The 12,689-nt window shown below is 61.7% G+C and carries 17 protein-coding genes; 9 read left to right on the forward strand and 8 right to left on the reverse strand.

Annotated features, from left to right (window positions below):
• Positions 1 to 12 precede the first annotated feature (12 nt).
• Positions 13 to 741, forward strand: coding sequence for an aminoacyl-tRNA hydrolase (gene pth, locus ACLBKR_RS11210; protein ID WP_113339170.1), 729 nt, complete (start codon positions 13 to 15; stop codon positions 739 to 741).
• 1 nt (position 742) lies between these two features.
• A complete protein-coding gene (locus tag ACLBKR_RS11215) occupies positions 743 to 1,195 on the forward strand; it encodes a GNAT family N-acetyltransferase (protein WP_113487369.1) in 453 nt (150 codons plus the stop codon).
• A gap of 30 nt (positions 1,196 to 1,225) precedes the next feature.
• Here ACLBKR_RS11215 and clpS read toward each other — a convergent pair whose 3' ends face one another.
• The gene (clpS, locus tag ACLBKR_RS11220) at positions 1,226 to 1,537 is read right to left on the reverse strand and encodes an ATP-dependent Clp protease adapter ClpS (protein ID WP_113339172.1); all 312 of its coding nucleotides are present in this window, start codon (positions 1,535 to 1,537) and stop codon (positions 1,226 to 1,228) included.
• A 187-nt stretch (positions 1,538 to 1,724) separates the two neighbouring features.
• Here clpS and ychF point away from each other — a divergent pair, with 187 nt between their 5' ends.
• Complete coding sequence (gene ychF, locus ACLBKR_RS11225) at positions 1,725 to 2,828, forward strand: redox-regulated ATPase YchF (RefSeq protein ID WP_112831007.1); 1,104 nt, start codon at positions 1,725 to 1,727, stop codon at positions 2,826 to 2,828.
• 95 nt (positions 2,829 to 2,923) lie between these two features.
• Here ychF and ACLBKR_RS11230 read toward each other — a convergent pair whose 3' ends face one another.
• The 3 genes from ACLBKR_RS11230 to ACLBKR_RS11240 form a co-directional block, all read right to left on the reverse strand.
• On the reverse strand, positions 2,924 to 3,913 hold the full coding sequence (locus tag ACLBKR_RS11230; RefSeq protein ID WP_113487367.1) for an SLAC1 anion channel family protein: 990 nt from the start codon (positions 3,911 to 3,913) through the stop codon (positions 2,924 to 2,926).
• A gap of 37 nt (positions 3,914 to 3,950) precedes the next feature.
• A complete protein-coding gene (locus tag ACLBKR_RS11235) occupies positions 3,951 to 4,157 on the reverse strand; it encodes a DUF2892 domain-containing protein (protein WP_112831009.1) in 207 nt (68 codons plus the stop codon).
• 73 nt (positions 4,158 to 4,230) lie between these two features.
• Positions 4,231 to 4,887: a Crp/Fnr family transcriptional regulator gene (locus ACLBKR_RS11240; protein WP_113339292.1), complete on the reverse strand. Its 657-nt coding sequence runs from the start codon at positions 4,885 to 4,887 to the stop codon at positions 4,231 to 4,233.
• 67 nt (positions 4,888 to 4,954) lie between these two features.
• Between ACLBKR_RS11240 and ACLBKR_RS11245 the strand changes: the two genes are divergently transcribed.
• Genes ACLBKR_RS11245 through ACLBKR_RS11265 form a run of 5 tightly spaced genes read left to right on the forward strand, consistent with a single transcriptional unit; the run spans position 4,955 to position 7,890 of the window.
• Positions 4,955 to 5,425 carry a MaoC family dehydratase gene (locus ACLBKR_RS11245; protein ID WP_113339175.1) on the forward strand — a complete coding sequence of 157 codons (471 nt, stop codon included), beginning with the start codon at positions 4,955 to 4,957 and terminating at the stop codon, positions 5,423 to 5,425.
• Positions 5,422 to 5,889: a MaoC family dehydratase gene (locus tag ACLBKR_RS11250; RefSeq protein WP_113339176.1), complete on the forward strand. Its 468-nt coding sequence runs from the start codon at positions 5,422 to 5,424 to the stop codon at positions 5,887 to 5,889. Before ACLBKR_RS11245 ends, ACLBKR_RS11250 begins: the two co-directional genes overlap by 4 nt.
• Before the next feature lie 9 nt (positions 5,890 to 5,898).
• Positions 5,899 to 6,384: a glutathione peroxidase gene (locus ACLBKR_RS11255; RefSeq protein ID WP_112831012.1), complete on the forward strand. Its 486-nt coding sequence runs from the start codon at positions 5,899 to 5,901 to the stop codon at positions 6,382 to 6,384.
• Positions 6,384 to 7,220 (forward strand): AraC family transcriptional regulator, encoded by an 837-nt coding sequence (locus tag ACLBKR_RS11260; protein WP_414899322.1) that lies wholly within the window; start codon positions 6,384 to 6,386, stop codon positions 7,218 to 7,220. The genes ACLBKR_RS11255 and ACLBKR_RS11260 overlap by 1 nt, the downstream gene beginning before the upstream one ends.
• A gap of 58 nt (positions 7,221 to 7,278) precedes the next feature.
• Positions 7,279 to 7,890 (forward strand): LysE family translocator, encoded by a 612-nt coding sequence (locus tag ACLBKR_RS11265; RefSeq protein ID WP_113339177.1) that lies wholly within the window; start codon positions 7,279 to 7,281, stop codon positions 7,888 to 7,890.
• 27 nt (positions 7,891 to 7,917) lie between these two features.
• Here the strand turns inward: ACLBKR_RS11265 and ACLBKR_RS11270 are convergent, their stop codons facing one another.
• From ACLBKR_RS11270 to petA, 4 genes are all read right to left on the reverse strand, one after another.
• Positions 7,918 to 8,460 (reverse strand): adenine phosphoribosyltransferase, encoded by a 543-nt coding sequence (locus ACLBKR_RS11270; protein ID WP_112831014.1) that lies wholly within the window; start codon positions 8,458 to 8,460, stop codon positions 7,918 to 7,920.
• Between the two features lie 115 nt (positions 8,461 to 8,575).
• Positions 8,576 to 9,454, reverse strand: a complete 879-nt coding sequence (locus tag ACLBKR_RS11275) for a cytochrome c1 (RefSeq protein WP_113339294.1) — start codon at positions 9,452 to 9,454, stop codon at positions 8,576 to 8,578.
• Between the two features lie 23 nt (positions 9,455 to 9,477).
• On the reverse strand, positions 9,478 to 10,746 hold the full coding sequence (locus tag ACLBKR_RS11280) for a cytochrome b N-terminal domain-containing protein (protein WP_112831015.1): 1,269 nt from the start codon (positions 10,744 to 10,746) through the stop codon (positions 9,478 to 9,480).
• A gap of 14 nt (positions 10,747 to 10,760) precedes the next feature.
• The gene (gene petA / locus ACLBKR_RS11285) at positions 10,761 to 11,339 is read right to left on the reverse strand and encodes a ubiquinol-cytochrome c reductase iron-sulfur subunit (RefSeq protein ID WP_112831016.1); all 579 of its coding nucleotides are present in this window, start codon (positions 11,337 to 11,339) and stop codon (positions 10,761 to 10,763) included.
• 292 nt (positions 11,340 to 11,631) lie between these two features.
• Between petA and ACLBKR_RS11290 the strand changes: the two genes are divergently transcribed.
• On the forward strand, positions 11,632 to 12,579 hold the full coding sequence (locus ACLBKR_RS11290; RefSeq protein ID WP_113490181.1) for an endonuclease/exonuclease/phosphatase family protein: 948 nt from the start codon (positions 11,632 to 11,634) through the stop codon (positions 12,577 to 12,579).
• The last annotated feature ends 110 nt before the right edge of the window (positions 12,580 to 12,689 follow it).

Consider the following 12,689-nt stretch of genomic DNA (forward strand, 5'->3'; position numbering starts at 1 on the left):
GAACCGCCGCCTATGATGATTATCGCCGGCTTGGGCAATCCGGGCTCGAAATACGAAGGTAACCGCCACAATATCGGTTTCATGGCCGTCGATGCCCTGCACCGCCGCCACAGCTTTTCGCCTTGGTCGAAGAAGTTCAAGGCGGAGATCGCCGAAGGCGAGATTGCCGGCGAGAAAGTGCTTCTGATGAAGCCGCAGACCTTCATGAACCTCTCGGGTGAATCGGTCGGCGAAGCCATGCGCTTCTACAAGCTCACCCCCGCCGATATCGTTGCCATTCACGACGAACTCGATCTTGCGCCAGGTAAGGTGCGGCTCAAGGCCGGCGGTGGCCATGGCGGCCACAACGGCCTCAAGTCGCTCGACGCCCATTGCGGCAGGGAATACCGACGCCTTCGCCTCGGCATCGGCCATCCCGGCGACAAGGAGCGTGTGCACGGCCATGTGCTCGGCGACTTTGCCAAGGCCGACCACGCATGGCTCGATCCGCTTCTCGACGCTATTGCAGACAATGCCGATCTGCTGGTCAAGGGCGAGGATGGCAAGCTGCTGAACAAGCTGGCGCTTGCGACGGGCGGCAAGGCCGAGGGGGAAGAGCCTAAAGCTACGGCCAAGACCGCCCCGAAGCCGGCCGGCAAGTCGCATATCCATCAGGCCCGCAACACGGCGCAACCGAAGCTCCCCGAGACCGGCCCGATGGCGGAAATGTTGAAGCGGATGTTCGCCAAGAAGGGCGAGTGAGATGACTGCCGTAATCCCGGTTCGCGCGGCTGGCATCGATGACCTTTCTGCTCTCCTCATGCTCTACCGCGAACTGCATCCGACGGAGCCGCCTCTGCCGGAAGCACTGGCTGCGGCGACATACCGGCAGATGCTCGCCCAGCCCGGCCTGACGACCTTCCTCGCCCTCGACGGCGAGACTCCGGTCGCCACGGCAACTCTCGTCGTCACGCCCAACCTGACCCGCGATGCAAAACCCTATGCCCTGATCGAGAACGTCGTTTCGCTCACCTCGCATCGTGGCAGGGGTTTCGGTCGAGCTGCCGTTTGTGCCGCGATCGCGGCAGCATGGAGGGCGGGGTGCTACAAGGCAATGCTGTTAACCGGCAGGAGCGACGAGGCGGTTCATCGCTTTTATCGCGACTGCGGTTTCCGGCAGGACAAGACCGGCTTCCAGATCCGCCGCCCGGCCTGAACACCCTTCGGCTGAACACCCTAGAGGGGTTCACTCCTCCGGTTCCGTGGTGAACATCAGCGGAAAGCCCGCTTCCTTGCCGAGGTCGGTTGCTTCCTTCGCCTTGGTTTCGGCGATATCGCGCGTGCAGACGACCACCACTGCCGTCCCCATCTTGTGCGCTGTCATCATGACCCGGTATCCGGTCTCCTCGCTCATCCGGAAGACGGCCTTCAGCACCATGGTCACGAATTCTCGCGGCGTATAGTCGTCGTTGACGAGAATGACCTTGTAGAGCCGTGGCCGCTCCGGTTTCGGCTTCGTCACCGTCTTCGGCTTCAGATCGGTATCATTCTGCGGCATGGGATACTCCTGTCGCGGACTGGCATCGTGGGCGCATGAGCGCACTAACCATAGCATGGATCGGCGGCAAAACGCATGGGTTCCGTCCCGCAGAAAGTCCGGCGACCGCCTCGAGACTTGACCGCTCTCCTCCTTTATCCCATAGGCGTGGGCAACGAAAATTCCAAGCGAAACAGGTATCCTGGCCATGGGCTTCAAATGCGGTATCGTCGGCCTGCCGAATGTCGGCAAGTCCACCCTCTTCAACGCGCTGACTAAGACGGCCGCCGCGCAGGCCGCCAACTATCCCTTCTGCACCATCGAGCCGAACACCGGTGAGGTCGCCGTGCCGGATGCGCGCATGCAGAAGCTTGCCGCCGTCGCCGGCTCGAAGGAAATCATTCCGACGCGCATCTCCTTCGTGGATATCGCCGGCCTCGTGCGCGGCGCCTCCAAGGGCGAAGGCCTCGGCAACAAGTTCCTTGCCAATATCCGCGAAGTCGACGCCATCGTCCATGTGCTGCGCTGCTTCGAGGACACCGACATCACCCACGTCGAAGGCCGCATCGATCCGGTCGGCGACGCCGACACCATCGAGACCGAGCTGATGCTGGCCGACCTCGAAAGCCTGGAGCGCCGCGTCGAGCAGACCCGCAAGCGCGCCACCGGCAAGGACAAGGACGCCGTCGCCCAGCTTCCGGTCATGGAAGCCGTCATCAAGCTGCTGAATGAAGGCAAGCCGGCCCGACTTCTGCTGAAAACGCTCGCCCCCGACGATATCGCCATCCTCAAGGGCCTGAACCTGCTGACGTCCCACCCCGTGCTCTACGTCTGCAACGTGGCCGAAGGCGATGCCGCGACCGGCAACAAATACACTGAAGCCGTCGCGAAGATGGCCGCCGCACAGGGGGCGGAATGCGTCGTCATCTCCGCCGCCATCGAGGCGGAAGTCGCCCAGCTGCCGGAAGAGGAAGCCAAGGAATTCCTGTCCGCCCTCGGTCTGGAGGAAGCTGGCCTCGATCGCCTGATCCGCGCCGGCTATCACCTCCTGGACCTAATCACCTACTTCACCGTCGGCCCGAAGGAATGCCGCGCCTGGACCATCGTCCGCGGCACCAAGGCACCCCAGGCAGCCGGCGTCATCCACACGGATTTCGAACGCGGCTTCATCCGCGCCTTCACCATCTCCTATGACGACTACATCGCCTACAAGGGCGAAGTCGGCGCCAAGGAAGCGGGCAAGGGCCGCGACGAAGGCAAGGAATACGTCGTCCATGACGGCGACGTGATCCACTTCCGCTTCAACACCTGATACGGACCCGCGATTATCGGATGATACACGACTGCCGTCCCTCGCAAGAGGGGCGGCAGTTTCATTTCACGGCTCGAAGAGACAGTCCAGCGACCCTATTCCGGTTGTAGCAGGTGACCGCTCCACAGCGCCCGCAAGGTGGCGAGGCTGACAAGGAGAATCATGGCCGAGACGACAAGCAGCAGCAGCCATAGGGCAGGCAGGTGCCAAGACATCGGATGATGATCCGCCACCTTCAGCGATGCGATGGTGAAGGCTGCCGCCGGAAACGTGTAACCCCACCATGACATGGCAAAGGGCGCACTTCTAAATACCGGCCAGAGCGTCACCAGAACGGCAGCCACAAGTGCTGCCAGCGCATAGATGCCGAGCGGACCCGGACCGACGCCATTGGTCAGTGCCATCAGCGCGATACTGCCGACTGCCGGCGGTGCCAGCAGAATAGCGAGTGTTGGTCTCATCTTGGCCGGCAGCGCCGGACCAGTCGCCAGCCTCTGCAAAATCAACGGCTGCACCATCAGCCACAGCAAAGCTCCGAGACCAAACAGCATCCAGGACAGCGTGAGGAAGCCAAGCTTCGCCCCGAAGATCGGTGCCAGTACATTGCCGACGAGCGGGATAAGAAGCGGCGGTGTCAGCGTGGCAGCGTCGCGTGGCGAGAGCAAAAGGCTGCGCACGATCCAGACACCGATCACCAGATGCAAGGCTACGCCGGCCAGCCACAGTGCCGATGCGATGGGCACCGAATACGGAATGGCGCCCCCGGCAATAATCATCAGGCCGATCGAGATCGCGCCGGCAAAGGCCGAGCGAATAGGATGCATGAGATCGGCAGCAAGTGCTTCGTGATGACGAAACGCCCGCAGAACATGCGCCAGAAAGATGACCACCCACGCAGCAGCAGCTGTTGCCATCAGCACCTCGCCAGCAATGGCAGGCGCCTGAATGACGCTGCCGGCTTCGCGCCAGGCGAGGGCCAAACCACCAAGGCCCATCGGCACGGCAAACAGCGGCAGGGGCAAATGCCGCAAACTCCCCTGCTGGGCCCCCTCCGTGGGGGCACCCGAATGGTCAAGTGTAACCATGGTCAGAACCAATCTCTTGGATTACTTTCGGATACCGTCAGATCCGCTTCGTCGGACAGGTGGAGATACCGAGGATCGAATAGAGCGGGCAAGTGGACATCAGGCCGGTCAGCAGCGGCACGACGCCGATCAGCGTGTAGTAACGCCACCAGGCCCCCGGATAGATAAAGAACAGCGACAGGATGACGAGGCCGGCGACGATGCGCAGGATACGGTCTACGGGTCCGACATTCTTGGCAAACATGGTGCGTTCCTTTCGCTCGTTGCACTGAACCGTTTACCAACAGCATAGCCGGAAACCGACCTTCGTCAGTGACTTAGTCACATTCCGCCAGGCGCTGCAGTCCCAGCCGGTCTATGAGGCGGATCTGGCCACGCTCGCTCCGGATCAGGTCCTTCGAAGCGAAGGCTTCCAGCCGCCGGGATACCACCTCCCGCGCCGAACCGATCACAACCGCAAGCTCCTGATGGGTCGTCACGATCACGCCATCCGGCCCCGCCCTTTCCAGCAGCGCATGCGCCAGCCTTTGCTCCACCTTCACGAAGGCAACCTGTTCCAGCACGAACATCAGGTCCCCAAGGCGCGCGGCAAAGGCGCGGAACACGAATGCCCGAAAGGCGGATGATTGCGCCATCAGCGTCTCGAACATGGCCCGCGGCACCATGACGGCCACGAGTTCGGATTCGGCAATCGCCTCGCCGGTATAAAATGCATCGCCGAGCACCCCGAGGGTGGTCTGCACGCAGGTTTCTCCCGGCGTGACCGCATAAAGCAAAAGTTCCCGTCCGTTACGGCCGGTGAGATACACCCCGATCCTGCCCGACAGCAGGATCACGAATGCCTGCGCCCTGTCCCCCGGGCGAAAAAGCGTCGTGCGGTCATGCAGATGCTGTGGCCGCAGGCTGTCCAGCATCTCGCGCGCAGCGCCATCGAGCGACGAAAGGAATTGCACCTGATCGATCCAGCCCGCCATGCGCACTCCTTGAATTTGCCGGTCGAGGCGGCCATTCTGCACGGATTGCGCAATAAGGAAACGTTGCATGAACAAACCGCAACTCTATTTCGAGGATTTCCAGCCCGGTCGTGTCTTCGAACTTGGGCCGAAGACCGTCGACGCAAAGGAAATCGTTGAATTTGCGAGGGAATTTGACCCACAGCCGATGCATCTTTCGGTGGAGGCCGGAAAGGCCAGCATACTGGGCGGCCTATCGGCATCCGGCTGGCACACGAGCAGCATGTTCATGCGCATGATGATCGATTCTTATCTGCTGGCCTCGGCCTCCGAGGGGGCGCCGGGCATCGATTCCATGGAATGGAAGAAGCCGGTGCTCGCCGGCGATACTCTGAGCGGCCGCTCGACCGTGGAGGCGGCCCGTCCCATGCGCTCGCGGCCCCATATCGGCATCGTCGCCTTCCGGCATGAACTCCAGAACCAGCGCGGAGAGACGGTCCTCCTCTCCCACAATTCCATCATGTTCCGGCTGCGCGCCGCGGCGGAGGATGCAGCATGAGGATGATCGAGCTTTATCCGCCGGGCGAAAGGATCGCGACGGGTTCCAAGACCTTCACCGCTGCATCCATTGTCCGCTTTGCCGAAAAATTCGATCCGCAGCCCTTTCACACGGATGCGGAGGCCGCGAAACACTATGTCTTCGGCGCGCTATGCGCCTCCGGCTGGCACACCTGCGCGGAATGGATGCGCTGCTTCGTCGACTTCTGGAAGGACGAATTCACCCGGTTGCACGCTGCAGGCGAGACACCGCCGAAGCTCGGCCCCTCCCCCGGCTTCGAAGCCCTGCAATGGCTGAAACCCGTCTATGCCGGCGACACGATCAGCTACAGCATGACGAGTGCCGAGAGCCGCCCGCTCGTTTCCCGCCCGGGCCTCATTCTCAACATCGGGCTTGGCGAAGGTTTCAACCAGAATGGCGAAGCTGTGCTACGCTTCAGGTCCAAGATCATCGAGTTCGAATAGGAGGCAGCCATGCCCACCAACTTCCATGATTTCCATGCGGTCGACATCAAAGGCAAGGAACGCTTCATGGGCGAATTCACCGGCAAGGTGGTTCTCGTGGTCAACACCGCAAGCGCCTGTGGCCTCACGCCCCAGTATGCCGGCCTTCAGAAGCTGCAGGAAACCTTTCCTGACGATCTCGTCGTCCTCGGATTTCCCTGCAACCAGTTCGGCGCACAGGAGCCCGGAACCGAAAGTGAGATCGCAAGCTTTTGCGACCTCAACTTCCACGTCACCTTCCCGATGTTCTCCAAGATCGACGTCAATGGCGATGACGCCCATCCGATCTTCAAGTATCTGAAGACGGCAGAGCCCGGCATTCTCGGTTCGGAACCGATCAAGTGGAACTTCACCAAGTTCCTGATCGGCCGCGACGGCCATCCGCTGAAACGCTACGCGCCGACGACGACACCGGAAGAGATCGAAGGCGACATCCGTGAGGCGATTGCTGCCTGATGAGCGGTTTGGCGGACGGCTTTCGCATGTTTCCCACCGGCCGGCCGGGTCTTATCGCCGTGGCCGCCGCAAGCGATCACGTCTTTCCCCGCCATACCCATGACGAATATGGCATCGGGCTCTTCGTTTCGGGCGGCCAGATGTCCGCGTCCGGCCGCGGACAGATCACCGCCGGCGCCGGCGACATCATTACCGTCAATCCCGGCGAGGTGCATGACGGTGTCCCGATACGCCGCGAGAGCCGGTCCTGGCTTATGCTTTATCTGACGCCGGCGCAGATGGCGGATATCCGCTCCGACCACGAGGGGGCCGAAAATCCCGAATTCGAGTTCGAGCGGCCGGCATTCAGCGATCCGCGGACGGTCCTCGCCTTCAGGTCGGCATTCGCCGCGGCGACCGGGGAAAAGGAAAATCGGGGTCTGGCGCTCGATCAGGCCCTTGTCGCGCTCTTTGCCCCTCTTTCCCCGCTCACCCGCCTGGAAGAAAAGGCTACAGGAGGAGACGGCCTGCTGCGGGCCAGGGCCATGATCGACGACGATCCCGCGCGCAATCTCTCCCTGCAGGATCTGGCGACGGAAGCAGGCCTCAGCCGCTTTCAGACGCTTCGTGCGTTCCAGGCTCTCACCGGCCTCACTCCGCACGCCTACCTCATGCAGCGGCGGATGAACCTTGCAAGACGCCGGATTTCTGAGGGGATGAGCCTTGCCGACGTCGCCGCGGAAGCGGGCTATGCCGACCAGAGCCACATGACGCGTGAATTCAGGCGGCGCTACGGCCTGACGCCGGCCGCCTACCGGCACGCGGTCAAACCCTGCAATTCCATTCAAGACGCCTGAGGGCGGAGACAGCTAGCGTCCGATCCGCATTCCCACCTCTCTACCGATCGGACCTCGCATGTATCTCGAATTCATCCTCACATCGCTGATCGTCATCGCAACGCCCGGCACCGGCGCGCTCTATACCGTCGTCATGGGCCTCTCGCACGGCAAGACCACATCCCTGGTGGCGGCCGCCGGCTGCACGCTCGGCATCGTTCCCCACATGGTCGCCGCGATCCTCGGCCTTGCAGCCGTTCTCGCCACCAACGACGCGGCGTTTCAGATCGTCAAGCTCGCCGGCGCGCTCTACCTGCTCTACATGGCGATCAGCATCTGGCGCGACGCCTCGCTCTTTTCGCCCAAGCGCGACCGGCAGCAACGCTCCGCGTTCGGCATCATCCGTCACGCCGTGCTGATTAATCTCTTCAATCCGAAACTGTCGATCTTCTTCCTGGCATTGCTGCCGCAATTCGTCAGCGCCGCAGACCGGCACGCCGTCCTGCGCATGACCGAATACAGCTTTGCCTTCATGGTGATGACGTTCGTCGTCTTCGCGCTCTACGGCCTGTTTGCCGCCGCAGCCCGCGACAGGGTCCTCTCGCGGCCCCGGCTGATGCAATGGATCCGGAAGAGCTTTTCAGCCGCCTTCTTGGCCATGGGCGTCAAATTGGCGCTTGCGGAGCGCTGAGACGCGCTCCGCATCCCTTCCACTGCCTCAGTGGCCGGAGAATTCGACCAGCGTCCGGACCTCGACGCCGAGGTCTTCGAGCTTCTTGCGGCCGCCGAGATCGGGCAGATCGATGACGAAGCAGGCGGAAATGACATCCGCGCCGATCTTGCGCAAAAGTTCTACCGCACCGACGGCCGTGCCGCCGGTCGCAATCAGGTCATCGACCAGGATGACCTTCTGACCAGGTTCGACCGCATCGACATGCATCTCCATTTCGTCGACGCCGTATTCGAGGCTGTAGGCGACCCTGACGGTCTCGTGCGGCAGCTTGCCTTTCTTCCGGATCGGCACGAAACCGGCCGAAAGCTGGTGTGCGACGGCGCCGCCGAGGATGAAGCCTCGGGCTTCCATTCCAGCGATCTTGTCGATCTTGAGCCCCGCATAGGGCTGCACCAGTTCATCGACCGCACGGCGGAAAGCGCGGGGATTGCCAAGAAGCGTGGTAATGTCGCGAAAGATGATGCCGGGCTTCGGATAGTCCGGAATGGAGCGGATCGAGGACGCCAGCTCCAGCGCAAAATTGCTCATGAGTCAGTCTCTGGAAGGGTTCGGGAAGATTACGCCGGAGATTATCAAGTCCGGCCGCGCTGACCAACAAAAAAGGCGGCCGGAGCCGCCTTTTCCGTCATTCGTTGAGGAACGCTCAATGCGCTTCCTTGTTGGCGTAAACCGACTTCTTCGTGAGATAGATCAGCGCCGCAAAGATCGCCAGGAACACCATGACCATGAAACCGGTCCGCTTGCGTTCTTCCAGATGCGGCTCGGCAGCCCACATCAGGAAAGCGGAAACGTCATGGGCGTACTGGTCGAGCGTCTCCGGCGAGCCGTCGTCATAGGTCACCTGGCCGTCGGAAATCGGCGGGGCCATGGCGAGCGCCGCGGCACCGGCGAAGTACGGGTTGAAGTGGGTGCCTTCGGCAACCGTCACGCCTTCCGGCGGCTCCTGATAACCCGTCAGCAGCGAGTAGATGTAATCCGGACCACCTTCCTGATACTGGGTGAAGATATCGAAGATGAACCTCGGGAAGCCGCGCTCGACGCCGCGCGCCTTGGCGAGCAACGACATATCGGGCGGCGCCGCGCCGTTGTTGGCGGCAGCGGCGGCCTCGTCGTTCGGGAACGGCGACGGGAAGTAGTCGGACGGAACCGCCTTGCGGGTGAACATTTCGCCGTCGGCATTCGGGCCGTCCTGCACCTCGTATTCCGCGGCGAAGGCCTTGACCTGCTCTTCCGAGTAACCGAGGTCTTCCAGCGTGCGGAAGGCCACAAGCTTCATCGAGTGACAGGCCGAGCAGACTTCCTTGTAGACCTTGAGGCCGCGCTGGAGCTGGCCCTTGTCATACTTGCCGAACGGGCCGGCAAAGGACCAGGACTGGTTCTTCGGCTTCAGGATCGGATAGTGGCCGGCTTCGGCCGCATGGTGCACCGCCTCCGCGAGGCCGCCTTCTTCGGCCGCCGCCGCGGAACCTGCGCTGAAGCCGAGAGCGGCGATCAGCGCGATGCTTGTAACAAGCTTCTTCATGTTGATGATCCTCTCTCGCACGCTCAGGCCTGGGTTGCGGCAGACTTACCGCTCTTTTCGAGAACCGCCTCGGTAATCGAGTTCGGAATACGCCGCGGCGTTTCGAACAGGCCGAGCAACGGCATGATCACGAGGAAGAAGCCGAAGTAGTAGAGGGTGCCGAACTGGGCCATCAGGGTGTAGAGGTCGGTCGGCGTGCGCGAGCCGAGCCAGCCGAGCATGACGCAGTCAGCGACGAAGATCCAGAAGAACAACTTGTACCACGGACGGTAGACGGCCGAGCGGACCTTCGAGGTATCGAGCCACGGCAGGAAGAACAGCACGATGATCGCGCCGAACATGACGAGAACGCCACCCAGCTTGGAGTCGATGAACAGAATGTTGAAGGTGATGGCGCGCAGCATGGCGTAGAACGGCAGGAAGTACCATTCCGGAACGATGTGGGCCGGGGTCTTCAGCGGGTTGCCCATGATGTAGTTGTCCGGGTGACCCAGGTAGTTCGGCATGTAGAAGATGAACCAGGCATAGGCGATCAGGAAGATCGACACGCCGAAGGCATCCTTGAGCGTCGCATAGGGCGTGAACGGAACGGTGTCCGTCTTCGACTTGACTTCGACGCCGGTCGGGTTGGTCTGGCCGGTCACATGCAGGGCCCAGACGTGCAGGACGACGACGCCTGCGATCATGAAGGGCAGCAGGTAGTGCAGCGAGAAGAAGCGGTTCAGCGTGGGCTGGTCGACCGCGAAACCGCCAAGCAGGAACTGCTGGATCCATTCGCCGACCCACGGGAAGGCCGTGAAGAAGCCGGTGATGACGGTCGCGCCCCAGAAGGACATCTGACCCCAGGGCAGGACATAGCCCATGAAGCCGGTCGCCATCATCAGCAGGAAGATGACCACACCAAGGATCCAGAGGATTTCGCGCGGCGCCTTGTAGGAGCCGTAATAGAGACCGCGGGCGATGTGCAGGTAGACGGCGACGAAGAAGAAGGATGCGCCGTTGGCATGCATGTAACGCAGCAGCCAGCCGTGGTTCACGTCGCGCATGATCTTTTCGACGGAAACGAAGGCGACGGTCGTGTCGGCGGCATAGTGCATGGCAAGCACGACGCCGCTCAGGATCTGGACGACCAGCATGACCGACAGCATGGCGCCGAAGGTGTAGGCATAGTTCAGGTTGCGGGGAACGGGATAGGCGACGAAGCTGTCATAGATCATGCGCGGCAGCGGCAACCGCGCGTCGATCCACTTCTCAAGGCCGGTAGCCGGCTGGTAGCTAGAATGACCACTCATATTTCAGTATCCCCTCAGCCGATCTTGATCACAGTATCGGAAACGAATGCGAAATTCGGAATATGCAGGTTTTCCGGCGCCGGACCTTTGCGAATACGGCCGGCTGTGTCGTAGACCGAACCATGGCAGGGACAGAACCAACCGTTGTATTCACCGGCCTGGCCGAGCGGTACGCAGCCGAGATGGGTGCAGGAGCCGATCATGACGATCCAGTTTTCCTTGCCCTCGCCAGCGGAACGGGCAAGGTCGGTCGCCTGCTCGGCGGCGTCGACATTGGCGTTGCGCGCCACCGGGTCCTTCAGCTCGGCGATCGGAACGGCCTTGGCGTCTTCGACTTCCTTGTCGGTGCGGTTGCGAATGAATACCGGCTTGCCGCGCCATTTGACCGTCAGCGACATGCCCGGCTCAAGCGCCGAGACATCGACTTCGATCGAGGCGAGAGCAAGCGTCGATGCGTCCGGGCGCATCTGGTCGATGAACGGCCACGCAACGGCAACTGCGCCCACGGCGCCCGCCATGCCCGTCGTCAGGTAAAGAAAGTCGCGGCGAGTGGGCTCGCCCAAGGTCTCGCTATTCACTTCGTTTTCGCTCACGGTTAAACCATCCTCTCGCACAATTCTGCGACAAACCGCATTTCCCCCACAGCGCAGACTCTGTGTCCTTGACACGATTGTGCCACAGATTCCCCGCCAATTTGGCGCGTTCTAAGCTTGATAGCGAATTATGTCCAGACTTCACAGGGGGAGGTGGGCACAATGTCGCGGATTAAATCGCGACGTGTTTCCGGGATGTAACGAACCTGCCCGTTCATGTTGCAATGCACCTTGAATTACGGCATGGTCCGCGCCGATGGGCCTCGGGCCCACCCATGGGAACAAGGGCCTGATGCGAGACAGACTTTCCTGCGTTGCGTGTGTTCTTCTCGCCATCGCCCTGCTGCTCGTCAGTCTCCGTTATGTCACGGATTTCTGGCTGCTGGCCTTCTTCTTCAGCCTTCAGCCGCATATCGGCGCGGCCTGTGTCATTGGCTCGCTCCTATGCCTTGCGATCCGGCGCAGCGCCGTGGGCTATGGGCTGCTCTTCTGGTCGCTGCTCGTCACCGGCCACGCCTTCTGGATGAAGCTGGAGTTCCTGCCTCCGGCCGGAACGACCGTCTCGCAAAACGCCACGCACTTCCGCCTTCTCTCCTTCAACGTGCTCGGCGACAACTACGTGAATGCCGACCGCATCGCCGAAACGATCAGGATGTCGGGCGCCGACGTTGCCTACGTGATGGAGGCCGGGCCGCTGGGCGACCGGCTCGACAGCTTGCAGGACGCCTATCCCTATCACATCGGCTGCGGCGTCATGGTCGAGTTCTGCGACCTGCTGATCCTCTCGAAACATCCGATCGAAGCGCCGCAATTTTACAGCCTGAGCGAGTTGCGCGCCAACCGGTTCGCCCTAGCAGGCATCCGGATCGGTGGGCAGTTGATCCAGTTCGCGGCCATTCACCTGACCAAGCCCTATTTCGATGACTACCACACGTTCGAACTGATGTGGGCGGGGGCCTATCTGCGACAGCGCCCCGGTCCGAAGATCCTCGGCGGCGATTTCAATTCCGATACCATCGCACCGGATATGCAGGACTTTCTGCGCAATTACAGGATGCACACGGCGGGCTTCGAGCCCGCCACCTGGCCCGTCGAGGCGGGCATCTTCGGCGTGCCGATCGACCACATATACATGTCCCGGGAGATCAAGGCGGTTCGCCTGCAGCGGCTTCCCGAAAGCGAGGGATCGAATCACTTCGGCCTGATCGCCGACCTCGCCATCGAGCCCGCGGCAAACTAAAGCGCCAGCGTCAAAACGGGCATTGGAAATGGTGCGTACCGTTCCACTCCGCCATTCCTGCGCCTGTCACAGCAATCCAGTGAGCCACGTCCCACAACTTGAAAGGATTT

It is taken from the genome of Paenirhizobium cremeum, assembly GCF_047553425.1.
Lineage (GTDB): Bacteria > Pseudomonadota > Alphaproteobacteria > Rhizobiales > Rhizobiaceae > Allorhizobium > Allorhizobium cremeum.